Here is a 26231-nt window from a genome sequence, read left to right as displayed (position 1 = left end):
CGCTATGATCTTAGAATGAAGCTGTTCGCCGGTCTTGTTAATTTCGAGCTTAGCTTATGACTTTTGCAAGAGGTCTAATATCTCTAATAAAACAGCTGTTTTTTAACGATTAGATATCAAATCTTGTCCACGGCAAGTATCATCGCTCGCGTCTAAAGGCGAGTACTGCTTATGGTAACTGACTATTGACTTCTCTAGTGCTACATTGGTCTGTGAGTCATTGGCATTGACGTAAGCTTCGCGGGCCTGCTCAAGCCAGCGATCAGCCATGCGAAAATGCATGCCAGATTCGCGCGCATTGATTGGTCGCAGCCCAAATTAAAGCCACTTCACTCAATGCCATCTCACGTGGTGCTGACGCTATGCCATCACCATCTTTAAGTGCGCTTAAAGTTGCCCATAGATCAGGACGCATTAGAGCAGAGGTAGACGGAATATCTTGATGCAAGCCCAAGTCTTGTACCGTGTCATTATCTAGCGCTTGCAATATAGGCTCTGCCATTTCTAACGCAACTTGACCAGCAGATGAGCGGCTATTCATACTGTCTTGATGGATGGCATAGTTCAACCACGCTTGCGCTTTATATGCGAAATACTGTTGAGCTACTGTCTTGTCTTTTTGTTGATAAGGTTTTAACTGCGTTACCATACAATTTAATAGGCGCTGCTGTTCGCTTTGATATCTATAAGAGCGTGTTTGAGTCTGACTATCATCGCGGCAATATTCACCCATGCTAGTTGAGTTAGCTACTTGGAGAGTCTCACTCTTAGCTAAAGCTGGCTGCATAAAGGTTAACGAAAATAAAGCTGATAGTGTAACGCATACTGAGCGCTTGAAAGGTGCTGCATTGATGGCTGAATCAAACATGGTGTAAACCTTATGTTAAGGTAATAAACGTTGGTATTATTTACCATTACTAGGGCTGACTTAGTTGTTTATTGAATGACAAAATAACTCATCATAAGACAAGCATGATACTGTCATAAGATTGTACTTACGACAGTATCATTAGTATCAAATAATTAAAATGCAGAATTGCTGCTTAGACGTTGGTTCTTACGTGGGTCTTCACGTTTGAATAAGTCTTCATCGAACTTAAAGCGCAATCTAAAGTAAGCACCTTGCTGAGTACTGTCGTCATAAGCAATATCTTCGTCTTCAAAGCCCATGAAGTTATAACCAAGTGATAACCAAAGGTTGGTCATTGGGCTATAACCCACTTCTGCACCAAGCATATAAGCCAAGTCATTCGCCTGATCATTCCAATAAGTACCTGCTTGTAAACCAATATCCCAGCGCTCACTGATGTCATAAAGACCACGGCCATAAACAGCGTGAGCCGTGTTATCGCTGGTTAAGCTGTCTGCTTCGTATTCTGTATACTTACCAGCATAACGTCCAGACAACGTTAAAGGACGCGTAGGATGGTAATTACCATTCCATGACCAAATCATGGTGTCTTTTTGGTAAGCGTCATCGCCAGTATTATTATCATCCAAACGATATTCGAATTTTGCAAGCATATCTAACTGATTGCTATCGTAGTCACGATACGCAGCACCTAGCTGAAAACGATTGATAGTGCGATCGCCATCACTATAGTCAGTGCGTGAATAGATGTCTTTGGCTAAGAAGGTAACCTCATCGGTATAGCGATAGGCGATACCAGCACTACCAAGTAGCGTATCACTTGTTTCGCCCCAACGTTTTTCAAAACGTCCTGATGCCTTATAATTCTCTTTGGCAAGATATTCAACACCGATACCTGCCGCTGTTGCAGTGTTACTTTCTTCACCTTCCAGAGATTCAACACGCTCAAATAACGTATTTAAAGTTAGCCCTTCTTGAACATACCACTTGTTTTTTAGACCAATGGCTGCTTCTGCTTCGCGTGCACTGATGGCATCGCGCATACGGTATTCGCTATAAACCTTACCATCTTTCATGTAAGTCGCGTCAAAACCAACAGTGGTACGTTGACGCTCATCTGTATCATCAAGACCATAAGTGCCAGATAGGCTATTAATCAAATCATGACGTGCGTATAGTCGTCCTAGATTTCCGAGCGGTGTCTCACCACCAATAGAAGTCGCATTACGTGAGCTGTTTTCGATATCTTGCTCATACTCTGCAAATACCAAGCTATCATTCAACTTAGGTAGACGAGAGGTAATACGAGCACGAACAGTCGTGCCTTCAATATCTTCTTCAGCGTTACTAACACTGCTTAACGCTGACTGATTGATAATGTCATCATTAAACAAAGTGTCGTCTGTAATATCTACAACGTCTGTCGCGGCTTGAGTATTACGTGAGGCAGCAGTCGCATCTTGTTTGTAATAACGAACCCCAATTTCACCAACGATGTTTTCGCTTAAACGATGCTCAATGCTCGCTTGAACGCCTTCGCGGCTAGCGTCAGTAGTATGCTCTTCTGTGCGTATGCCTTCTAACTTAAGAGCAGTTTTCTTATCATTTAAAGTATGAGTAACCTCTACACCAGACTCAGTACGTCCAGCCGTAAGCGGTGATGCACCAGTGACAAAACCTTCATCAGCATCATTATAATAAGCTTTAGCTCGTGTATTTTTCTTATTATCAAAATCAAGCTCAATACGTAGTGCGTTACCTTCAACATCACTATCAGTCAGTTCTGTCGCGTTGATTTGATTACTTGACTGAAAATTTGGGTTTTCAGCTTTGTTCATCGCATATTCAGCGACCAGCTTTAGCTTATCATTGAATTTAACAACACTATTAACACTAGCCAACTCTTCTTTGTTCAATGGGTCATCGCTATTCACATAGCTACCACCGATGGCGACTTTATCCGTCAGTTGCTGTTTCGCGGCAATACCACCAACCAAATAATCTTCACCACCCTCATCAACTTCTACAGTGACACGGATATAGATAGGATTGCCTTCGATATCCTGACTAGCAATTGGTGCCGTCAAGAATAAGCTACGGCTGATAGGGTCGATCTCATAATCAGCAAAGCGAGTAAGCGTCTCACGATTGATAATCAACCCAGGGTTGTTGGCATCACGAGTAATAACTTCAACCGTTTCAGAGTTTTCTAATACCGCATCGAAGTTCTCAGCCAATGGATATGGGCCTGAAATGCCCAAACCACGAGTCTCATTTACACGTTGGCTAGTACTGGTCTCTGCTAAAAAGGCAGTAACACGAGTATTGCTATCTTCAAATTGAGCCTTTAGGCCAGTTAATGTACGGTTGTATTGACCAAGCTTGATACCTTCATCGTTATCAATTTGCGTTTTTAAATCACCATACATAGCGAACGAGCGACCTTTATCAAGACGCACGTAAAGCTTGCTAGTAGACTGCGCATCGAAGCCTTTGGCTGATGAGTCGCCATAGACAGGATAGTATTCGCCCGGCTCGATATCACGGAACAAACGCTCGCCTTTTTTATCACTGTCATATGCTAATGTCAGCAGATAGTCGCCGCGTACTTTGCCCTTGAGGAACATAGCAGCACGACCAGTCGCTGAATAGTTGTCATCGCCAGAAATCTCATTGAGCTCTTGCTCAAATGCGCCTTGAGCATCAGTAATGCTGCCGCCATCAAAGTCTTTAAGCGAGATAGCGCCTTCTACGATACCCACAGCGAGTAGTGGACGTAATTGAGCGGTAAACTGTAACGGAATGATTTGTTTGCTGCTACCCGTGTCAATTACTAGCTCGCCCTTTCCTGGTACGCTAGGCGCAGTTACGGGTATTAACAGCTCACCACCGGATACGATTACTTGAGTGCCAGATTGGTCTTTACTGCCATCTTTTAGATTAACTCGGCCGATATTCGTATCGATAGTAATCGGAGTTGATGCAATATATGGACGACCATCACGATCTTTTAGACTAATGACTACCTGATATTCACTAATACCGTCAGCTGGTACTAGATTTTCCTGAGTACGGTAGCCGATAGCTTGTAGGCTATCAGGAGTTAATACTTTGATCGTCTGCTCAGAGATGACCTGACCATTTATATCAGTCGCAACACCGCGTAAGGTGTTCTTGCCGCGTTGTAAATCAACAGCATAGTAATCAAAAGCCGTTACATTCTGTTTTTCTTGTTCAGCAGTCTTACCTATTTTTTGTTCTGATACAGCTTTGCCATTGACATACAGTGTGAACACAGACCCAAGCGGTGCCTGAACCTGTACCATTTGTTTATAAGTGCTAAGCTGCTGACCTTCGTTTAGGTTGATGAAAGCAACATCATTACTCGCCACTTCTTTTAAGTATTCTTCGAGCTCTTTTTCTACTGGCGGAGCAACAGTGGTTACCGTCATATCAACACGGCTATCTACTGGATTGACCATGTCATTAACGATAGCCGAATCACAGCTATTACCAAGGTCTAAGTCACCATTGATGTTACAACCACTAGCATCTACATTATCGGTAGTATCGGTATCATAGTCAGGATCTAAAGTCAGCTCGGTTTTTACCGCTTGCTCTAACGTGTCATTTTTAGCTTCTACTAATTTGCTACGAGCAATTAATTCAGCGTTTAAGCGTTCAGTGCTATCTGCCATGCCACCAACGATTGCAAAATCCGCACGATGTAATTCGCCATATTTCAAATCAACAAAACGACTACCGGCATCACCAGCATTGCGATTGCTCTGAGTGACCAGTTCAGTTTCTCTAGGAATAGTAGTACGATCAACTTTTAGTACGTGTGTTTTAGCACTGACACCATAGAAGTTATATTTACCTTCAGGATCAGTCACGATGAAGTTGCCGTTCTCCATATAGATACGTACACCAGCAACGCCAAGCTCGCCGTCTTCTTTTTGCTGAATGCCATCACGGTTGATATCGTGATAGACCTTACCGACGATGATACCGTCAGTATTCATGACGCCGCGTTCTACATCAATTTTCCACTGCGCTTCTCTTGATACTAAGCTTTGGCCTTGCTCGTTGTTAGCAACTGCGATTGCACGGTTGATACCATCACCACCTAGTGATGAAGCACCGACAAGCACACGATAAGTAATTTTTTTACTTTCGCCATTTGCCATATTGCCTAAGTTCAATACCTGATATTTACCGTCAGACTTAAACTCAGTAGTCTGTGTCTGATTGATATCGATAGCAGTCGCTGGGCTCACACGCACACTGCTATCGACATAATCAAAACCGCGTGGTAATGCGTCTTTTAGCTGTACATCGTAAGCAGTAGCGTTACCATTGTTCGTGATATTGATGGTGTAGCTGACATAATCGCCGAGTTCAGCACTTTTTACGTCACTTTCCTTTGTGACAACTAAAGCTGGGTTGTCATCGACGATATTAATTTGTGAGCTCAGATCACTGATACGCACGGTGAAGTCAGACGCATTCGGCAGTTCATCAGCACCAGTACCAACCGAAGGGGCGATACAAGCATCTAAACTGACAGTCAATGTGTCGCTGTTCAAGGTTTGGATAAGCTTATCATCAATAGCGTTAGCGTTATTTTGAGTGGATGCTGATAGCTGATATTTACCTGTGTTATTACCAGTTTCTATAGCTTTAAGTGAATAGCTATCTCCAGTTTTTGGCGAATTAACAGTAACCCATACTTGATCAGGTTTATCAGATTGCACGTTGCACTGTGCATAACTGGCATCAATATAAACGTTGTCACCGATTTGCGAGTCGGTTTTAGTACCATCGAATTGAGGAGTCGTAAATTTGATTTCAGGTTCGATAATAAGCAGTCTATCGATTGCTTCGACAGCTGCTATTGATGGATCCTCTAGTATGATAGCGCCAATTTTTACGTCAGCAGTATCGCCATCCTTACCATTGGCATCTGACAAAGCCTGTACGATAAGCTGAATACTTTCACTCTGACCAAGCTTGATTTGGGCACTCATGTTATCAAGAATCAGTTGTGTATCACCACTATCGACAATACCGTTTTTATTTAAATCTTGATAAACTTGTAAATTAGATAGAGTAGGCGAAACATTTAGCGTTAGCTCGACAGTCTGATCACTATAGCTAGTATTACTCAGTACGTTAGTCCAACTTACCTGTGTATTAGGCATGACTGTGCGTAAAGCATGCTGAGTTAAGTTAATACCATATTCAGGTAAGGCAGAGGCTTTGACTTGTACTTGGTTTGAAATGCTATTCTGTTTGATAGAATCAACGTCATAAGCTGCATTAGCAATGTTATTGATAGTTTGTACAAGAGTGGTGGGTGCAGCAAATGCCATATTTGATTGCATAAGCAACATTGCAGCCGTCAGCGCAGAGATCTTCGCTGTATGCAACGTAGTACGATTAGACGGTGTCATAATTGATAGAGTCATATGTCGCTTATCCAATAAAACATAAAGAGGTAATAAATCTCTAGCTTGGTTCATCAAAATCGATTAGGTCAAGCTAGAGGGTTTATCTATGAGTAGCATTTACTACTCGTAGATAAATAGATTGAATTATTTATTGATTAGTACCAGTTTGTGAAGGTTTTGCAGAGAATACAACGTTGGCTGTTGCACCAGCATTTACCGTTGCAAATGTAACCTTTATTGTCTGACCAAGGGACTGGTCAGTTGCCGTCGGCGAGGCTGAAAAGCTGTTGGCTTGATACGTTAGCGTAGGTGCCAAAGTATCTGATACGACAAGATTATTAATAACTCTAGCGCTATCAGTGAAAGTGTTCTTAGATTCTAATTTATAGAAGATACATTGAGCAGCAGTCGCTGTTAGATTTCCAGTCACCCATGCAGCAGAGTTAACAGCAGGACTTGCACCACAACTATCTACTATTTGGTATTTCGCTAGATTAATGCCCTGCATGATCGTAGTAGACGTTGTAGACAATGGGTTATCAGAAGTACTAGTAGGTACAGCGGTACCGTTAACTGGACCCTTAGGTTGGATAGATAGGGTTAAAGTTTCAAAATCGCCTATGTTATTTACATTAGCTTGTGTGGAGTTTGGATCGTTACTCCCTTCACCTGACGTGGTAACTTGCACACCAATTTTGACACTTTCGCCAGGAGCTAGGCCTTTGCGATTGGTGGTACTGCCTGTCACAAACGGAGTAGCTGCGTTCAGCTCATAAATACCATTCACACCGACGAGTTCAGTTTCACCAATATCAAATACACCATTGTTATTAGCATCTACGTATACACGTGTGATACTGATATTAGGATCATCGCTAATGCCAGAATTTCTAGTGGCAGTCGGTTTTATAGACAGTTTAACAGAGCTGTCATTATCACCTGTTCCTGCTGCTTCTGTGATGTCAGTACCATTGTTTGTAATGGTATAAGTATAAGTATTAGCAGCCTTGTTATTAGTTTCAGGAGTAATTAAAGCTACTTCTTTGTTTACACCTGGAGTGATAGCAATAGCACGAGTCTGATTAGTCGTCGTCACTGTTGCATTAGTATTGTCATCTTTACCTGTTAGAGGAGATGCAGGGTTTTCATAAGTGCTTTCTGTTAGACCACCCGGCGTCACACCATCATCAGATCTATCAATGATATCAGGGGTATTAGCATTTACATCACTATTAGTATTATCTCTAACAACTGCATAGTTGGTAAATAAGCTACTAGATGTTGCATCAGTTGCCTTTTTCGCACGGAAAGTAACTGTAATAGTTTCGCCCACTTTGATGTTTTGACCAGCTACAGTGATTGTTTTGTTACTGTTCGAAAGGACAGCAGTACCCACCGCACTACCATTAGATGTTGCAACAGAAGGTGCTTTATAGTTTTGCTGTCCTGATGCGATCGCTACTAAACCTGATGGTAGATCATCTGAGATGCTAATTGCAGTACCACTGATATTACCTTCGTTTTTGACAGTAATAGTGTAGTCAACAAAAGCATCAGTATTGTTTAAGTCAAAGTTTTTGTTACCAAGGTTGGTCGTAGCTGACTTGGTAATTGCGTAAATAGGTGTCTTAGTCAACGCATTATCGGTGTTTACTGCTGTATAGGTAGCAGGGTCTGTATTTGCAGATTTAGACTTCAAATACGTACTTTCAGCAGTAACCGTAAGGATACCGTTAGTATCAGCAACACGTTTAGTATCAGCTTGAGCAGTAACTGTGATTAGAGCTTTTTCACCTGGTGCTAACGCAATTGATTCATTATTAGCAATAGTGACTTCCCCACCAACGTTAGTGCCAGCAGCATTAACCTTTTGATACTTAATAACACTGTTGCCAAGGTTGTAGTCAAAATTATCGCCAGTTATATTAGCAAGAGTGATCTTATAAGTGTCGTTAACGTTACCACCGTTAGTTAGTGTATGAGTAAAGTCTACTGTTGAGCTCGCTTGCGCATTAATGGCACGGTCTTTACCAAAATCATCATCTTTTACATCGTCTACTACTGTTGAGATTAAAGAGAATGACCCTGTTTCAGTAACATTCACTGTAACTACATTTGACTCTGCAGTTTGTGAAGCATCACTACCTGCAACTGTATAAGAAGCTGTCGCTTTGTTAGTAACATTGAAAGAGCCTGAAGTGCCACCAGTAGGGGTTGCAGCATTCGCTCCAGTAGATAGACCCATAACAGCCGCAACACCGACAGCAAGCACGCTGTAGTTAAAAGTATTTGATTTCATATAATGCTCCACAAGAGATGGTAAGAACTTAGATTAAAAGTTAGAGTTTCGAAAGAGTTGGGGCTTAATAGTTACTGAACTAATTGACGGTGGTATTAAGAGCAACGGCTGCAGATTTCTTAGCTGGTAATAGCTTAATATTCCAGCGTAGCGTACGGTATTCAGAATATGGAACCTTAACCATTTTGCCGTCTACTTTACGCATCAGCGGCATGTCAGCGTAGTTCTTACCATCCGTGCTGGCTTGTGCGCTCGCAGGGACTGCTTCACCAGTAAATGTCATGTTAGTAGGAATAGGCAGAGTTACCATCAAGTCATTAATATCTTTGTTGATGGTATTGATATAAGTTGCTTTATATTGGATTACTGTACCTGCTGGTGCGGTACGTACCGGTGTATAAATCGTTTTACCTTCCGAGTTTTTTACGACTTGATTAGACGTCAATTCCATTTTTAGAGCATCATCAGCATGTGCTACATTTAGTAGACAATTAGAGGCTAACGTAGCTAATAAAACACTGCGTAAAATCTTGAAACGTTTCATATAAAATCCTTTCTTATACCGTTGCTATCATTGGGCTATTAATGTTTTGAGTCATAATAAAACTATCTACAGTTTCATATGAGTATTGTCTGCAAAATGCCTATATTTCTCATTGAGCTATTGTCACGTAACCGATACAAATATTCATTATAAAGATGACAAATGGTAATTCGAGGTAGCTAAACGGTAAAAAGCCCTGTCTGGGTAGACAGGGCTTTTTCTGGTTAGAAAGAACATCAGTAATATTTTAAAGATGCAAGAAATAATAGCTACTGAGTGTCCATAGTCGTGCCATATTTAGTATTAAAATATAGCGTGGCTTTGGTAGGAGTTGATCCAGTAGGTTTGTTTAAGTTAAACAGCTCAGAGGTAATAGTACCTGTCGGTAGAGTTGTGCCAGTATAGAGAGAAGTAGGATCTCCTTTAGGAACTGGCAAAGCGAAAACAGAGGTTACCAAGTTGGTTTGCGACTTTACCTGTAATTGATCGTTGATTTGAATATCTTTCAAATCAACATGACCTCGGTTATAAGCTTCAATTCTATAAGCAATACATTTTCCGGGTTCTATGTCTTTTATTTCTGCAATACTAAATGCAGGGGTTTGAGAAGGTGTACCAGTAGTACCGTTAAAGTTTGTATTGATATTACAATTATGGACATATTGCGATTTAATAAGCACTAAAGAAGCGTTATTCGCCTGAACTTCCCCAAAGTCTAAATTGTTATATATGTAGGTGCCATTATTAAGTGATACTTCTCTGGTATTAGCAGTGGTATCTACACTATAAACCCATGAGGTTGGCTCGGTTTCCACTAAGCAGATTCTAGTTGGCAATGCACTTGGTTGAACAGTAAAACTGTACTTACCTGAACTTGATACTGTTTGTGGATTAGCTGAGCTTGTAATAACCTTAGTACCGTTACAGTTTGTTAAAGTAACTTGTAACGCACTGTCAAATATTCCAGACTCGTTACTATCTAAGATGCCATTAAAGTAAGCACTATTTGCAGTAAAGGTGTTAGTAATATTCTGTTTAGTAGAGTCTGCAGCAGTAATACCGCCATTATCGTTAAAGACAGTGCCTGAGAAGACATAGTTAGGGCTGCCGTTTGTGATTGTACACGTCCAGTTGTCTCCGTAAGTTAGCTTAAGGTTTTTTGGGTCTAAAGTGCTAACGGATGTACCATCTGATTTTCTACAAGCATATAAGGCAGTATAATCTGCTAAATTTGTCGATCCTGAGACTGCTTCTGTCAATGTATAGGTCTTGGTAGGATTAACTTTGAAAGTTCCTGTAGTACCTGTACCAGTCGTGACAGTGTTATTCGATCCCGTTGTAGTAACAGAAGTAATGCCACTCGTAACGACCGAATTATCTGCATTGTCTTTGATTTGGACAGTAAATTGATCGTTATTCGTTTTACGAGAAGTTGAAAGCGCTTTTGTATATGTTAGACGCGGCTGCGGTTGATAGCAGTAGCCATCAAACACAATATTAATTAGTTGGTCACCTGGGTTGCCGATACTATTAAAGTCATAATATTCTAAATTAGGATTATTGCCGTAAGTTACATCTACTCTGACTATAGGTTGATCAAAAGCTACCGACACTTTGCATTTTTCGTCTATTGAGTCTGTGCTACATAGAACGTCAGAAGTTGTGGTCGTTTGGCGATAAGGTGCCGTAGTCGTCATTCCGGCACCGCTATATTTTCGAATTGGAGTTACCGGTGCACCTGCGCTGGTGAAGCCTGTTATTGTCACTTGGTCAGAAAACTCAAAATATCTAACACCTAAATTACTACTACCTGTTCCTGTCGCTACGTAGTTCACATCTATGTCATAGATACTTAAGCTGACATTATCAAGTGCTTGTGATTGCTTACTAAAATTATTTGTAAAAGTATACGAAACCGTACGAGTAGATTCCTTGGTAGCAAAGTCCTGAAAAAATTCAAACGATTGGAGGTTGCCCGCTAGCGTTTTAGGACTATAAAAGTTGGAACCTCCGGAATCTAGAGTGCCAGTAGTACTAAGGCTATTAGATGCAATGACGTAGTTTTCACCTTTAAGTCCATTTAAAAGTTGGTTTACACCAAGAATAGGTGGTGATGCTGTCGATCCTAAGTTGCTGTAATCAACGCTTGAAAACTCATCAGAAATGTATCCAGCAGGACATGTTGTTATCGCTGCAAAAGCTAAATAATTAGGTAGCAGTATTAATAAGGATGGTAGAGCTATCCAACGCGTTACTCTTGACTTTAGAGTCGATGGTATAATATACGGGTTCATAATAGCTCCGAGAACAAGGATAGAATATACATATAATCTTATAATAAGAATAATACTTAAATCACAATTAATATACACAAATGAGACGAATGTCTATTTATAGGGTATGAGTAACAAGAAGTGTATTTTCGATTAGTGTATTTATTAATTAAAAAAGCAGATATCTACCGCTATGGACAGCAAATTTCATCTACCTATTACTAAAATCTTGGTATCAACGGAATAATGGTTAATAATATTTACCTAACAACTAATCATTATTTATTTAAAAAATACTTCTTATTCCATCATTTCTCTACAGCCATAAACAACTTAGCTGTAAAGGCTTATAATGGAATGTCATAGTCAAATAATGATTAAACGAATAGCTATAGCATTATGACGGTTTGGCAGATGTGTTGATTTGATGCATTTGTCGATATGAGTAATACTATTTTTATAATCAAGCTGTATATCATCGCACAAAACAAGGGAATGCTTGGACGTAGCAAGGATGTCATAAGTAAACCAATCTCTCATCATGCATTTTTCAATGAAGCCCTGCCATTAGGTAGGTATGACTGATATAAAAGGATTAACAAGAATGAATTATTATAAGGATGCTGATAGCACCGAAACTCAGGAATGGCTGGCGGCCTTTGAGTCTGTGGTTAAACACGCAGACAAGGACCGTGCTCAGTTCCTCCTAAAAGCCTTATACAATATGGCGGTTCAAGAAGGACTGCCGTTCAACAGACTAGACACTGCGTACGTCAATAGTATCGCTGTTGAAGACGAGCCAATGTACCCAGGCGATCTAGGCATGGAGCGTAAGATACGTGCGCTAATTCGTTACAATGCCCTTGCCATGGTCATGCGTGCCAATAAAAATGATGACGACTTAGGTGGTCACTTAGCGACATTCGCCTCTAGTGCAACGCTTTATGAAACAGGTTTTAACCATTTCTTCCGCGCCGCTAGCGATCACTTCGGTGGCGACATGATCTATTATCAAGGTCACTCAGCGCCAGGTATCTATGCCCGTTCTTATTTAGAAGGTCGTTTGACCGAAGATCAGCTCGATAATTTCCGCCGTGAAGTAGGCGGCAAAGGCCTATCAAGCTATCCGCATCCATATCTCATGCCGGATTACTGGCAGTTCCCAACGGTATCAATGGGACTGGGCCCAATCATGTCTATCTATCATGCCCATGTACATCGCTATATGGAAAATCGTGGATTGCTAGAAAAAGAAGGTCGTAAGATTTGGACATTCTTAGGTGATGGTGAAACGGATGAGCCAGAAAGCTTGGGTGCTATTTCTCTGGCAGGTCGTGAGAAGCTGGACAACCTAATATGGGTAGTTAACTGTAACTTGCAGCGTCTTGATGGTCCAGTCCGTGGTAACGGTAAAATCATTCAAGAGCTAGAGTCGGTATTCCGCGGCGCAGGCTGGCGAGTCATCAAAGTCATTTGGGGTGGCAACTGGGATTCATTGCTTGGTAAAGATCATACGGGTGTTCTTAAGCAACGTATGGAAGAAGTGGTGGATGGTGAGTATCAGCTATATGAAGCGCGTACGCCTGAATTTACTCGCAAAGAGTTCTTTGGTAAATATCCAGAGCTAGAAGAAATGGCAGATGCGTTGACTGACGAAGAAATCTCACGTCTGAACCGCGGTGGCCATGATCCAGTTAAAGTTTATGCTGCATTTAGCGAAGCGATGAAAACCAAAGGCCAACCAACGGTTATTTTAGTCAAAACCGTTAAAGGTTATGGTTTGTCTACCCAAACGCAAGCAGTCAACAAATCGCATCAGGTCAAAAAGCTTGATCAAGAAGCGTTGATGTATTTCCGTGATCGTTTTGATTTGCCATTTACTGATGAGCAGTTAGAGACTCTACCGTTCTACCGCCCTGAAGAAGGTTCGGCGGAGATGAAGTATCTCAAAGGTCGTCGTGAGTCGTTAGGTGGTCATTTACCAAACCGCCGTAGTGGTCATATCCCACTGAATATCCCTGAACTATCAATGTTTGATCGGGTATTAAAAGGCAGCAATGGTAAAGAGCAGTCTACGACGATGGTATTTGTGCGCTTGCTATCTGCGATGCTTAAAAACAAAGACATCCAAGATCGCGTCGTACCAATCGTACCTGACGAAGCGCGTACGTTTGGTCTAGAAGGTATGTTCCGTCAGTTAGGTATCTACTCAGCTGTTGGTCAAAAATATACGCCAGAAGACAGTGAAGCGTTGATGGGCTATAAAGAGGCTATCGATGGTCACATGTTAGAAGAAGGTATCAACGAAGCGGGCGCAATGAGTACTTGGATTGCATTGGCAACCAGTTACTCTGTGAACGCACTACCGATGATTCCGATGTATATTTACTACTCGATGTTTGGTTTCCAACGTATTGGTGACCTTGCATGGGCGGCAGGTGACTGTCAGGCGCAAGGCTTCTTGCTTGGCGCAACAGCGGGTCGTACTACGCTCAATGGCGAAGGCTTACAGCATCAAGATGGTCATTCACAGATTCTATTCAATGTCGTGCCAAACTGCGTCAGCTACGATCCTTGCTTTGGTTATGAGCTAGCTGTGGTCATGCATGATGGTTTACGTCGTATGTATGGTGAAGGCGAGCGCGTCTATTATTACTTGACGTTGATGAATGAAAACTACGAGCAACCTGCTATGCCAGAAGATGCCGAAGAAGGTATCAAACGTGGTATGTACTTGCTCGAGGACAACGGCTCAACACAAGTACAGCTATTAGGTTCTGGTGTTATCTTACGCGAAGTACAAAAAGCATCACAAATACTAAAAGACGAGTTCAATATTACGTCCAACGTTTGGAGTGTAACCAGCTTTAATGAGTTGACTCGTGATGGTATGGTTTGTGATGATTACAACCGTCTACATCCAATGGACGAAGAGAAAGTGCCTTGGGTTACTGAGCAATTAGCACCGCACGAAGGTATCGTGGTTGCAGCGACAGATTATATGCGTAACTACTCAGAGCAAATCCGTGCTTGGTTGCCAGACAACCGTCCTTACACGACTCTTGGTACCGATGGTTATGGCCGTTCTGATACACGCGAAAACCTACGTAGTTTCTTCAACGTTGATGCGGCGCATATCGTTGTGGCTACGCTTAAACGCCTAGCCGATGAAGGCGAAGTTGAGATGCGTTTGGTTAAAGACGCGATTTCAAGCTTAGGTATCGATGTGGATCATCCGCCTGCATGGCAACAGCAATCTTACTATGATCAGTCTCCAGATGCACCAGCGCCAGGTAACGTAAATCCAAATCCTGTACCTGAGTTTATCGCTGAAGACGATGATGAAATCAGTAATGAAGGCCGTGCTGAAGATCAAGCAGATGCAAATGTACTTGATGATAAAGATGTCAAATAATAATAACCATAAGACGAGGAAATAAATCATGGACATTAAAGCCCCCGATTTAGGTGTGGACAGCGCCGAAGTCAGCGAGATTATGGTAGAAGTTGGTGACGTCATCGCAAAAGACGACAACATCGTATTATTAGAATCTGACAAAGCATCGGTTGAAGTACCAAGCTCTGCTGCTGGTAAAGTGACTAAGATTAGTGTTGCTATCGGTGATCAAGTTAGCGAAGGTATGGTGCTGATTGAGCTTGAAAGTGCAGATGATAGCGTAGAAAGCAACGATGACAGTGCTGCTGCTGAAGAGCAAGAAGCGAACAACACAGACGATGTTAAGCCAGAATCAAAACCTGAGCCTGCTGCAACTGAATCAAAGCAATCAGAGTCTGCTGCCAAGCCAGCCGCTAATGCTGGTAAAGCAACTACTCATGCATTACCTGACTTAGGTGTTGATGAGGCACAAGTTTCTGAAATTATGGTTAGTGTTGGTGATACTGTTAGCGCTGAGCAGTCGATTTTGCTAATCGAATCAGATAAAGCTTCGGTTGAAGTACCAGCGCCAGTTGCCGGTAAGATTGAAAAAATCTTGGTCGAAGCAGGTGATATGGTTGCTAATGGTCAAGACTTTATCGTCATCATGGAAAGTGGTGCAGATGATGCTACTGATAGTGAATCTGAAGCTCCTAAACCCCAAGAGTCAGCACCAGCCAAAACAGAAGATAAACCAGCTGCTAAAACTACTGGTGAGCCAAAACAAGCGGCCAAACCGACCAATATTGATACAGCTGCTAGCAAAACAGAGGGTAAATTAACTGAAGCACAAGTCAATGAAAAATTGGTTGATGTGTATGCAGGTCCTGCCGTTCGCAAACTAGCGCGTCAGTTAGGTGTGGATATCACACAAGTGAATGGTTCAGCTCTAAATGATCGCATTCTAAAAGAAGACTTGTTTGCACATGTTAAGAACAGTCTAACCAAGCAAAAAGCGGCACCTGTGAGCAGTAATCCTGTTAGCTCAGGTCTACCGAAGCTGCCTGACATGAGTAACGCTGAGATCTGGGGAGAGACAGAAACACAAGACCTCAGCCGCTTGCAGAAAGTCTCGATACCACAGCTCAACTACAATACTTTGCTACCGCAAGTAACGCAGTTCGATCTGTCTGATATCACTGAGACCGAAAAACTACGCGGTGAGCTAAAAGGTGGCATGAAAGCTGAAGGTATTGGCTTTACTATCTTGGCCTTTGTGGTTAAAGCAACTGCTTATGCGTTGACCCAGCACCCACGATTCAACAGTCACTTGAGTGATGACAATACTCAGGTCATATTGCGTAAAAGTGTCAATATGGGTATTGCTGTGGCAACAGATGATGGTCTTATCGTACCGGTTATCAAAAACGTACAAGATAAAGGTCTGAAGCAAATTGCGATTGAGATCGGCGAGCTTGCTGTAAAAGCTCGTGATAAGAAGCTCAGCACTAAAGATTTGCAAGGGGCTAGCTTTACCATATCGAGCCAAGGTAACTTGGGTGGTACGGCATTTACGCCATTAGTTAACTGGCCACAAGTTGGTATTTTAGGTGTCTCTGAAGCAAGTATGCAGCCACGTTGGGATGCTAAAAAACAAAGCTTTGAGCCACGTTTGATGCTGCCACTGTCTTTGTCTTATGACCACCGTGTGATCAATGGCGCAGATGCTGCTGTATTCACTCGTTATATCGCAACGCTATTAGCAGACCCACGTCGTATCTTGATCTAAAGCTAACTAGCAATACAAAAAGACTGCCCACGGGTGGTCTTTTTTATGGAGATTATTTGTTCTTACAGGTTATTAGCTATTTTTATAAATAATTGCCTAGTAGCTAGTGTAGACAGACGGTAGTAACCATAGTTAATAGGCACAAAAAAGCCAGCTATCAAGCTGGCTTTTATTACGCATGGTAACTTTACTAATTTAGAACTGTTTAACGAATGCTACGCCATATACCCAAGGGCTGATATCAACTTCGCCGATATCAGTACCGTTTAGGCTTGCATCTGTTTTGATGTCCATATAACGGGCATCAATACGGAAAGCTTCGGTAGGAGCAAAAGGAATATCAAGACCAACATGGCCAGCTACACCAACGCTATCATCAAGCTCTAAATCATTACCATTACCAAGGTAGATTCTTTCTTTGAAGAAAGTCGTGTAGTTCACACCAACACCAACAAAAGGCTTCACATTCATAGGCAGATCATAGCCATCGAAGTGATACTGTACAGATAGAGTAGGTGGTAGGTGCTGAGTTTCTGCATCAATAGTAGTATCACCAGTTTTCAGAGTGATGTCATGATGGAATGGAAGCGCCGCTAGTAGTTCGACACCAACGTTGTTAGCGATAAAATACTCACCACTGATAGTAGGACGTACACCACCATCAACATCAACAGATAAACCGTTATCTAGAGTACCGTTGTTGCTTTTAGGATCTACATAGTGAGCACCGGCAGCCACTGTCCAAGTACCAGCAGGTACTGCAAAAGCAGAGGTCATAGTAAGTGCAGTAGCAGCGGCTAAAACTAGGGATTGTAGTTTCATCGTTTGATTCCTCAACGCAATAATAGGTTATCGATAAGCATTTAATGAGGGATGGCATTAAGTGCTGATACACAATGTTATCATTATAGATTGCCTTGTAACATTGTAACGCTATTGTAGCATTAAAACCATTTTAATAGTAAGGTTTTAACTAAAAAACCCTTAATAATTTTAAGGGAATGAAAGGTTATGGTGTAAATGACAGGTTCATCAAAACATATTTGTTAAACAGTTCTCGTTACTGTAAGTTAGTAGTCAGTTTTATACGGCTGGTATAAATTAATATAAAGGGACAATTAACGACGACGGATAGGGTGTATTATGCTGGGCTACTGTAGTAACTCGCCGCTGCGCTGCGGACAAGCAGGTTCAATGACTTTATTAAACCAAGTGGATTCTTGTTGCCCAGAATGCGGCCTTTTTTTATTGCCTGCTCAAAATCTCAGTCGTCAATTACGTGCCGATGAGCGATTTTTACAATACACCTTTCTTGCGACGGGGTTAATGTTGCTGGCTTGCGTCTACATTTATTACGTAAATTTTGTATAATGATACTGCTTTTCATTATGTCATTTAGCGCGATAATCAGGCTTTAATACTTTTATTTCATTATCATAAGATCGGTGTTACACCGTATAGGGACCGCATGCAATTCCAACATATACGGCGCTTGCGTACTTTCGTTTATAACATTTTGCAAAATGATGAGCATGACACGCTTTTTAGCCGCTACGTCGATTATTTTTTGATATTTCTAATCATGACCAACGTGGCAGCCGTGATTGCGGAGTCTGTAGACAGTTGGTACTACCCTTATCAAGATTATTTTACATGGTTCGAAAACTTCTCCATCGTAGTGTTCTCTATTGAGTATCTGCTACGTTTGTGGAGTGTTGCCGAAGCGAAGCCCGATCACACCACTTGGCGTCAGCGTTGGCAATGGCTAAAAAGCCCCTCGGCATTGATTGATTTGGTTGCTATTGTGCCGGCGTTCTTGAATTTCTTCGTCAACATTGATTTGCGTTTCTTACGTATTTTACGTTTGTTTCGAATTCTAAAATTGACTCGTTACTTTGCTTCAATGCGCATCTTGCTAGTCGTTATTAGTAAGGAGCGAGGCTCATTTCAGGCTGTTATCTTTATTCTCATTATTATGATTGTGACCGCCTCTAGCGGCATTTATCTGGTAGAGAATCACGCCCAGCCAGACGAGTTTGAGTCTATACCTAAAGCGATGTGGTGGGCTGTGGTGACACTGACAACAGTAGGCTACGGAGATGTCACGCCAATTACTAATGCTGGCAAAATATTGGGTGCTATCATTACCATATTGGGTGTGGGTCTCGCCGCATTGCCGGCTGGTATTTTAGCGACAGGATTGGCAAATGAATTGGCTCAGCGCCGCGAAGAGCTTGAACAGCACTTTCGTGAGCAGTTAATTGATAGCGATTTCGATCTGGTACAGAATCAGATGATGATTGATAAAATTCGTCGAGAGCTGGGTTTAGATAAAGAGCAGGCACAAAATATCGTCTTACAGGTACTTCGAGAGCAAGAGCTTGAACGGCGTGAAAAAGAAGTTGAAACGCGCCAAAAAAACTTCTGTCCGCATTGCGGTGAAGTTTTATAGGCAAGTATGAAATGGTTTATAACAGATAATAGGTTTTTAGCAATTAATCGTAGTTAATATTTTGACTATAAAAAGAGGTCTTGTGTCTACATAGCACAAGACCTCTTTTATATGCGATTACTAATTGCTCTTATATTCCCTGAGGAATGGGCAGTGCACGTGCTAACTCATGAGCCACTTCTTGTGCTGCATCTGCTAGATCTTCTGCAGTGAGTGGTAAGTTTTGCAATGTTAAATGCCAGTCGTCAACAGATCGACGCAAATGCGCTACCCATAGCGTGGTGCAGTCGCGTGGGAGCTGCTTAAGGTTGACTTCAAAACAACGGTTTCCTTCATCGTCACTCAGATGAATTTCGCCTTTTTTCACCCTAGAAAACGAATGGCCATGGTATGAGTTGGCAATTAAACCAATATGAGTAATATGAGCGGGAATTTTTTCGAGCTCCAATCTGATTTGCTCTTGATCAAGTGGGGCAAGATACATGGCTTGTTCACCGCGATCCTTACCATTTAAGCTGTCACCTTGATGCTTGACCGACTCAGCTTTATCTCGTAATTGCTTAAACCAAACGATGTCACTGATGACGCAATTATCATCGTACAACACGCAAGCTAAATCAATATCCATCGCGCTTTGATTTTTCTTAAAGCGCTTAAACATGCCTTTTGGCTCAATTTTGGTAAATTCATAATTGAGCGCAAAGAACAAAGTCCCTGCGTCTAGTCCCAGTCCTCGTAAACTATCTGACAACAGTGGTGATGGGGCAGTGGTCGGCATAATATTCCTTTTTTATTCTTAGTTTCTAACCGTTATCTAGATTTGATGTTTGCTTACATTAGGCGTGCGGATGTTAGCCTATCTCAGGCCAGTGATGTCACTCACTGATTGCTGTCGAAGACTTATCTAATACTGCTTGACAAAGTAGCTCAGGTTTAGCATCTAATAACCCACTACCAAATCCACGTAGCCACCAGACCAGCTGTGAGGTCAAGTTAATAGTGGCTGTGACAGTAAGGGTGTTATCCTCATTTAGCGTCACGGTTTGATCGTCATTAAGCTTACTTTCGGTCAGACTCTTACCAGCTTGCCTAGTAAATCTAAGCTCAACAGCGGTATTCTTGCCACGCTCGTCCAATTCGCCAAACAGTGGGTGACTAAAGCCCATGCTGCCTTCATCCAAATATGTATCGAGTTGAAAGTTCTCTGGCGTTTTTGCAGCGGTTTCGAGAATCTCAACACTATCAAAACGATGTAAGGCAAAGGTGCGAATGGTGGCTTCTGGATCGTCAGTACGAGTTGCCAGTAGATAGATAATCACGCCGCGCTGGATAATCGCGATTGGATTTAGAATATATTCGCTGGCTTGTAATTTGTTGCTACGAGTATAACAAGCATGAATCTGCAGCTGATAAAATAGCGCATGGTAAATATTGTCTTTACTGTCCAAATCTATATCTGGTGCAATAAGCGGCTGGGTGGCAGGCTCGATACGCACTCTGTCTATCCAAGAGTGGGTCACTTTGCTGTTCTTGAGCTGTCGCCGTGCTAAGTCAAACCAAGGAAATAATTCATCTAAGATCACAGGGGGCAGTAACTGGGTCAAATTGGCCTCAACCATATTAAAAGCAACCGCTTGTGATAAGTTCATATGCGGCAAGCTTTGCAATGGCGCGTCTTCTTTCCAGCGCCAACCCTGAGGATTGGCATTGTTTTTTTCAATAGGGAAGCGTTTGGCAAGGGCATTCAAATCGCGTTGGACAGTACGTAGACTAATATCAAAGCCTGCCATCATCAGCTGCTCATAAATATGCGTGGTGCCTACCCAACGATTGCGCTGTAGTTGTGATAGTACCTGCCATTGCCGAGCAGTCGTTGCCGCACCATGTCGATTATCACTAATATTGGCGGCATTGGCCTCTTTCGAGGGACCAGTGTCTACAGCTGCAAGTGCACCTGTTTGCTCACTAGGATTGGACTGAGCTTGGATGTTATCAGCATCAGTAGGATGTACAGTCATTAAGAGATACCCTTTATGAAGTTACAAGTCGGTTTCTGGCACGATATTGCTCGATCAGGAACCGTTAATCATCGCAGAAAAGCAGCGTATCGTCTAGCGACGTTCATGCATGCGTATGTTTATTCGATGGTTGCTGCTCGATCTAGCCATAGATATAACAATGAATCTAGTCGAACAGCAATATATGTGTAACGGTAGTACCGTTCAAATTTCAACTATCATTCCCGTCAACAGCTGTTGTCTCACTATCGCTTAGGGCGTCATCAATAGGTTTAGCATCGCTTTGCTTGCTACTTTCCCCGCTGCTTTTCTCATTACTTCTCTCACCTTTACGCTTTTCTTTTATTCTCTTATTTTCTTTCTTTTGACGTTTTTCTTTACGCTTTTTCTTCGCTTTTTTTTTGGACTTTTCATCATCGATGTCATCAGTGTTTTCCTGGTTTTCATCCCACAGCATCAGACGGCTTAATACTTTGCCAAATAAAGTATCTTTACGATAACGGCCCTTTTTATTCATGGTGTCGATGGGCAAGCCAGTCATCAGCGTCAGGGCTTCACTTAGAGTATAGACGCCATAGATATGAAATTTGTCTCTATTTACGGCATCGATAATGTCGTCACGTAACATCAGCTGTTTGACATTAGCCATCGGAATGACGACGCCTTGATCGCCTGTTAGCTCTTGCTCGCGGCAGGCGTCGAAGAAACCTGCGATTTTGGCATTGATGCCACCAACTGCCTGTACTTCGCCTAGCTGGTTCATAGATCCAGTAATCGCAAGAGACTGATTGATAGGCACGTTTGCTAACGCGGATAGCAATGCACAGCCTTCGCTCACAGTGGCACTATCGCCATCGATTTGTGCGTAGCTTTGCTCGAACGCCAGTGAGGCACTAAAGTTCAGTGCATGATGTTGACTAAACAGCGCGCGCAAATAGCTGGTCATAATCAGCATGCCTTTGGCGTGTAAACTACCACCCAAGTCTACATCACGCTCAATATCAAGAATTTCACCTGTGCCAATATTGGGCTGAATGACCGCAGTAAGCCGTGCTGGCATGCCAAACTCACTATCAGCATAACTGACCACGGTCAATGCATTAACTTGTCCAATAGCATCGCCTTGCGTTTGGATTAGCTGCTGGCCGTTTTTCAGCTCATCCCAGTACAGATCGCGTAAATATCCTGAACGCTCATCCATGTCATCGATTGCTTGAGTGACATGATCTGCCGTCACCATAGCCTCATTATTTAATCGAGCATGCCGGTTTGATTCATGCAATAGTTTAATCAATAAGTCACTGTGTAGGCTTAAACGATCTTGTTCTTCAGCTTGCAAGCTTAAATGCTCAAGTAACGTAGCTTGCGCACTGCTATTAAACGGATAAAGGTCGGCATAGTCGATGATATCGGCCATTTTTGCGACCAATGCCAATTCATGCTCAGTGGTACGAGGCACATCGTCATGAAAATCAGCTCGGACTTTGAATACTGCATCAAATTCAGGCTCAAGCTCTAGCAGCTCATAATATAAATCTGCTTCACCTAACAAGATAACTTTGATATCTAAATCAATAGGCGCTGGTGAGAGAGACAAGCTACCGGTTAGCGTTAGCATTTGCTCTAGACTTGATAGTTTGATTTTTCGTGATTGTAATGCGCGCTTTAAGCCCTGCCATGCATAAGGATGCTCAAGAACGTGGCTGGCTTCTAACAGTAAATAGCCGCCATTAGCGCGATGTAGAGCACCTGCACGAATCATACTCACGTCAGTGGTTACTGTGCCTAATTGGGTGATTTGCTCGACATGCCCCAATAAATTGAGATGGGTTGGCAAATCCTCAAAGACCACAGGTGCGCCACTGTCAGGTGTGTGACTGACAATAACATTTACTGCATAACGACTGGGCGTCGTAGCCAACACTGCCGTCACAAACTCCTCATCATCGCCATTAACGATACGCTCTACGTGAGTGACCATGTCATCAAATACAGCCTTGAGATATGCCACGACAAGTGGATGAGTCGCAAACTGCTCATAAATAGGAGTAAATAATGGCTGTAAAGCACGTTGAGCAATACTACGATGTAATGCCTCTATCTCATCGTTGGCTTCGTCTTCTAGTTGCTCTAAGGCGATAGTCAATTGACTCAGGCGCTTTTGCATATGGTTCTTCTGCACGAAGTTATTCAGCTCAGCTTCGTATTCATTATTGCCATATGTAGAGTCTTTATTTTCTTTACTCTCATTATCTTTATTGCTCAAGATATTAACTTTTTCGCTATCATTGAGCCTTTCTGAATCTTTATGATTGCTAGGTATTTTTATTTGCTTGTCATCATCGCTGTTGCTTTCTGTAGGCAGCTGACTAGGATGAACAAATACTGCTTTATTATCGAACGAGCGAAACGTCAATGCTAGGTCATATTGTTTGCCTTCAGCATTAAGCGCGTCATAGGCATGACTTTCTTTTTGATGAGTACTGTTTTTGATGGCTTCGATTTTGCTCTGGTATTGATCACTACGAAAGCGTTGGCTTAAACGCTTTTTTGCTTGCTGCCATAAGTTATTAACTTGCTGCTGTAATAGCGAGGCTTGACCAGCTGGTAGACGCAGCGCCAATGGTGTGCGTGGATCGGTGAAATTATGCACATATACCCAATCATCTGGCGTTGGTGCGTCGGCGGCAATACGTGTTAACAGACGACTAATGACAGTACGTTTGCCCAAACCGTTTTCACCAGCGGCAAACACATGGTAGCCACTGGCTTTAATATCCAGCGCTGTATGCAATGCTTTAAGCGCGCGTTGTTGACCGAAGCCCACATCTAAGTCGGGCGCAGTACGTGTGTCTGTAGGCAACTCATCAGGGTCGCTATAGCGTTTTAATTGCTCAGCGGAAATGCGACAATTTTGCTGAACTTCTATGAAGATAGGGTTTGGGGTATCAGGTGCTGTTTGCTTAGTGTTTTTTGTATCGGTAGCAGGTACTACCATATTGTTAGCGTCTTTTGATACTTGCGATATAGGGGTGTAGGGTTGTTCTGTCATAGGCGTTTGAAAAATCATCTTAAAAAGTATTAAAGGAATATGAGAAGTGATTGGTTTTATCTAGTCATGCGTATTCTGAGTTTTTTATAATCAATCATGACATCTTACAAGATATAGTCACCTATTAGCGAAGTCATTAAGCGCAGTTTTGTATCATATTTAGGCAAATGCTTGAGTAAAACTAGTAAAAAACGAATGACTTAATCAGCGAATTGGAGGCAATCAAAGCAGAATAACGCCTCATGATAAGCGTAGATAGTATAAGATGTCCCACATTGGCGCAATCTGCAACTATTCAATGGGCAGACTGCATGATAAAATAAACGGTTCACAAGTCAAAACTGGATAACTCGTTGTATGTCAGCTTCCGCTAAAAACTCTTCATCGTCTGCTAGTATGGGTACTATCAATATTGATCCGACTGGTTTCGTAAAGCTTGGTGCGCAACTGCCAAAGCTGGCCAATATCTTAGCGCAAGCGATAAATGAGCTGGGTCTGCCGTTAAGTGAAACGCAGCAGCGCACGTTATTATTGTACTTAGACCAGCTTTTACTATGGAATAAAGCGTATAATCTGACCGCCATCACTGATCCAGAAGAAGCGCTGATCAAGCATGTGATAGATTGTCTGTCTATTATAACGCATTTACCCGCCGGATCGTTGCTAGATATCGGCACGGGAGCAGGGTTGCCAGCAGTGATTATTGCCATTTGTCAGCCTGAGCGCCAGTGTACTGCGCTTGATAGCAATCAGAAGAAAATTCGCTTTATCAAGCAAATCAGCAGCGAGCTCGGTTTGAGTAATATGCAGCCGATCGCATCGCGTATTGAAGCGCATGAAGCAAGTTATGCGGTGGTGACATCACGAGCGTTCGCCAGTTTGATAGATTTTGTAGAAGTAGCACAGCCAAGATTAGCAGATGGCGGCTTCTTATGTGCTATGAAAGGTAAAGTGCCGAGTGAAGAAGAGCTGCAGGCATTAGATAGTGATTGGCATATCAAAACAATCAAGCTGACGGTACCACGTTTGCACGACAGTCGTCATTTAATTGAAATGTCTGCCAAAGATAGCTAAGGCATAAACACTTCGCAGTCATGAAACAGGCACTGTTTTTTGTGAAACACAGTTTACGTCTGTATCTAAATGACATAGTATTTAAAAGCATTTAAAATGCTCGACCATAAACTGAGCATTTTAGACAATGAATTGCTTATTTTTAAATACTGAGTGAGTGTCGCTGCACAAGATTGAACAAAAATAATCGTACCAACCGAGTCAAAAGTAATAGACCCTAATAAAATTGAGTGAGTGTATGGAAATCATAGCAATTGCGAATCAAAAAGGCGGTGTGGGTAAAACCACAACGGCAGTAAATTTGACCGCCAGCTTAGCCGCTAAACGCAAGCATGTACTGCTGATTGACTTAGACCCACAAGGTAATGCGACCAGTGGTACAGGTGTTGACAAAAACGAGTTAGATCTTACCATAGCGGACGTTTTGCTAGATGGCGTCGCGTTGTCTGAAGCAATTGTTACTAGTCCTGCAGGGTTCGATGTCATCGGTGCCAATCGCGATTTGGCTGGCATGGACATTACCTTAATGAGCAAGACCGATAGTCATGAGCTGTTCAAAACTGCGATGACTGAATTGGTTAACGATCAGATATCCACACAAAAACAGCCATACGATTATGTGATTATCGATTGTGCGCCTAGTTTGAATCTACTGACGATTAATGCGTTGGTGGCTACGGATAGTGTGATTATTCCTATGCAGTGTGAGTACTATGCATTAGAAGGGTTGGCTGACTTATCACAAACGATTGAACGCCTAACAGAGTTGAACCCTAAGCTGTACATTCGCGGTGTGGTCAGAACGCTATTTGATGCGCGTAACACGCTTGCCCGTGATGTCTCTACTGAGCTAGAAGCACATTTTGGCGATATCATGTACAAGACTCATATTCCAAGGAATATTCGCTTGGCAGAAGCCCCTGCGCACGGCTTACCAGTTATTGCGTATGAGAGATGGTCAAAAGGCGCGCGCGCGTATCAAAAGTTGGCTGCTGAAGTGATGAAACAAAGTAGCTAGTTTTTATCTAAA

Annotated in this window: 15 protein-coding genes; 5 read left to right on the top strand and 10 right to left on the bottom strand. The window is 42.3% G+C overall.

Going from position 1 to position 26231, the window contains the following annotated elements:
- Window positions 1-102: 102 nt before the first annotated feature.
- The 6 genes from HCZ91_RS13880 to HCZ91_RS01100 form a co-directional block, all read right to left on the bottom strand.
- Window positions 103-270 (bottom strand): hypothetical protein, encoded by a 168-nt coding sequence (locus tag HCZ91_RS13880; protein ID WP_257019929.1) that lies wholly within the window; start codon window positions 268-270, stop codon window positions 103-105.
- Window positions 263-868, bottom strand: coding sequence for a hypothetical protein (locus HCZ91_RS01120; RefSeq protein WP_257019928.1), 606 nt, complete (start codon window positions 866-868; stop codon window positions 263-265). The genes HCZ91_RS13880 and HCZ91_RS01120 overlap by 8 nt, the downstream gene beginning before the upstream one ends.
- Window positions 869-1023: 155 nt before the next feature.
- Window positions 1024-6342: a DUF11 domain-containing protein gene (locus tag HCZ91_RS01115; RefSeq protein ID WP_179797468.1), complete on the bottom strand. Its 5319-nt coding sequence runs from the start codon at window positions 6340-6342 to the stop codon at window positions 1024-1026.
- Between the two features lie 130 nt (window positions 6343-6472).
- Window positions 6473-8623 (bottom strand): DUF11 domain-containing protein, encoded by a 2151-nt coding sequence (locus tag HCZ91_RS01110; RefSeq protein WP_179797466.1) that lies wholly within the window; start codon window positions 8621-8623, stop codon window positions 6473-6475.
- Between the two features lie 79 nt (window positions 8624-8702).
- Window positions 8703-9167, bottom strand: a complete 465-nt coding sequence (locus tag HCZ91_RS01105) for a hypothetical protein (RefSeq protein ID WP_179797464.1) — start codon at window positions 9165-9167, stop codon at window positions 8703-8705.
- 269 nt (window positions 9168-9436) lie between these two features.
- Entirely contained in the window at window positions 9437-11461 is a 2025-nt protein-coding gene (locus HCZ91_RS01100; protein WP_179797462.1) for a hypothetical protein, read from the bottom strand.
- Between the two features lie 583 nt (window positions 11462-12044).
- Between HCZ91_RS01100 and aceE the strand changes: the two genes are divergently transcribed.
- Together aceE and HCZ91_RS01090 are read left to right on the top strand one after the other, a co-directional pair.
- The gene (gene aceE / locus HCZ91_RS01095; protein WP_179797459.1) at window positions 12045-14855 is read left to right on the top strand and encodes a pyruvate dehydrogenase (acetyl-transferring), homodimeric type; all 2811 of its coding nucleotides are present in this window, start codon (window positions 12045-12047) and stop codon (window positions 14853-14855) included.
- Window positions 14856-14883: 28 nt separating this feature from the next.
- A complete protein-coding gene (locus tag HCZ91_RS01090) occupies window positions 14884-16605 on the top strand; it encodes a 2-oxo acid dehydrogenase subunit E2 (RefSeq protein ID WP_179797458.1) in 1722 nt (573 codons plus the stop codon).
- Between the two features lie 195 nt (window positions 16606-16800).
- On the opposite strand, the gene HCZ91_RS01085 is transcribed toward HCZ91_RS01090, so the two are convergent.
- Window positions 16801-17427 carry an OmpW family outer membrane protein gene (locus tag HCZ91_RS01085; RefSeq protein WP_179797456.1) on the bottom strand — a complete coding sequence of 209 codons (627 nt, stop codon included), beginning with the start codon at window positions 17425-17427 and terminating at the stop codon, window positions 16801-16803.
- 646 nt (window positions 17428-18073) lie between these two features.
- Here HCZ91_RS01085 and HCZ91_RS01080 point away from each other — a divergent pair.
- The gene (locus tag HCZ91_RS01080) at window positions 18074-19057 is read left to right on the top strand and encodes an ion transporter (protein ID WP_179797454.1); all 984 of its coding nucleotides are present in this window, start codon (window positions 18074-18076) and stop codon (window positions 19055-19057) included.
- A 130-nt stretch (window positions 19058-19187) separates the two neighbouring features.
- Here HCZ91_RS01080 and HCZ91_RS01075 read toward each other — a convergent pair whose 3' ends face one another.
- The 3 genes from HCZ91_RS01075 to HCZ91_RS01065 form a co-directional block, all read right to left on the bottom strand.
- On the bottom strand, window positions 19188-19835 hold the full coding sequence (locus HCZ91_RS01075) for a TerD family protein (protein WP_179797452.1): 648 nt from the start codon (window positions 19833-19835) through the stop codon (window positions 19188-19190).
- 97 nt (window positions 19836-19932) lie between these two features.
- A complete protein-coding gene (locus HCZ91_RS01070) occupies window positions 19933-21075 on the bottom strand; it encodes a WYL domain-containing protein (RefSeq protein WP_179797450.1) in 1143 nt (380 codons plus the stop codon).
- Between the two features lie 211 nt (window positions 21076-21286).
- Window positions 21287-24127 carry an ATP-binding protein gene (locus HCZ91_RS01065; RefSeq protein WP_179797448.1) on the bottom strand — a complete coding sequence of 947 codons (2841 nt, stop codon included), beginning with the start codon at window positions 24125-24127 and terminating at the stop codon, window positions 21287-21289.
- 357 nt (window positions 24128-24484) lie between these two features.
- On the opposite strand from HCZ91_RS01065, the gene rsmG reads away from it, so the two are divergent.
- Both rsmG and HCZ91_RS01055 read left to right on the top strand, forming a co-directional pair.
- A complete protein-coding gene (gene rsmG, locus HCZ91_RS01060) occupies window positions 24485-25201 on the top strand; it encodes a 16S rRNA (guanine(527)-N(7))-methyltransferase RsmG (protein WP_179797446.1) in 717 nt (238 codons plus the stop codon).
- 238 nt (window positions 25202-25439) lie between these two features.
- Entirely contained in the window at window positions 25440-26219 is a 780-nt protein-coding gene (locus HCZ91_RS01055; protein WP_179797444.1) for a ParA family protein, read from the top strand.
- Window positions 26220-26231 lie beyond the last annotated feature (12 nt).

The sequence above is a fragment of the Psychrobacter sp. BI730 genome (genome assembly GCF_013414195.1).
Taxonomy (GTDB): domain Bacteria; phylum Pseudomonadota; class Gammaproteobacteria; order Pseudomonadales; family Moraxellaceae; genus Psychrobacter.
This window is presented reverse-complemented; position numbering and strand designations above follow the sequence as displayed.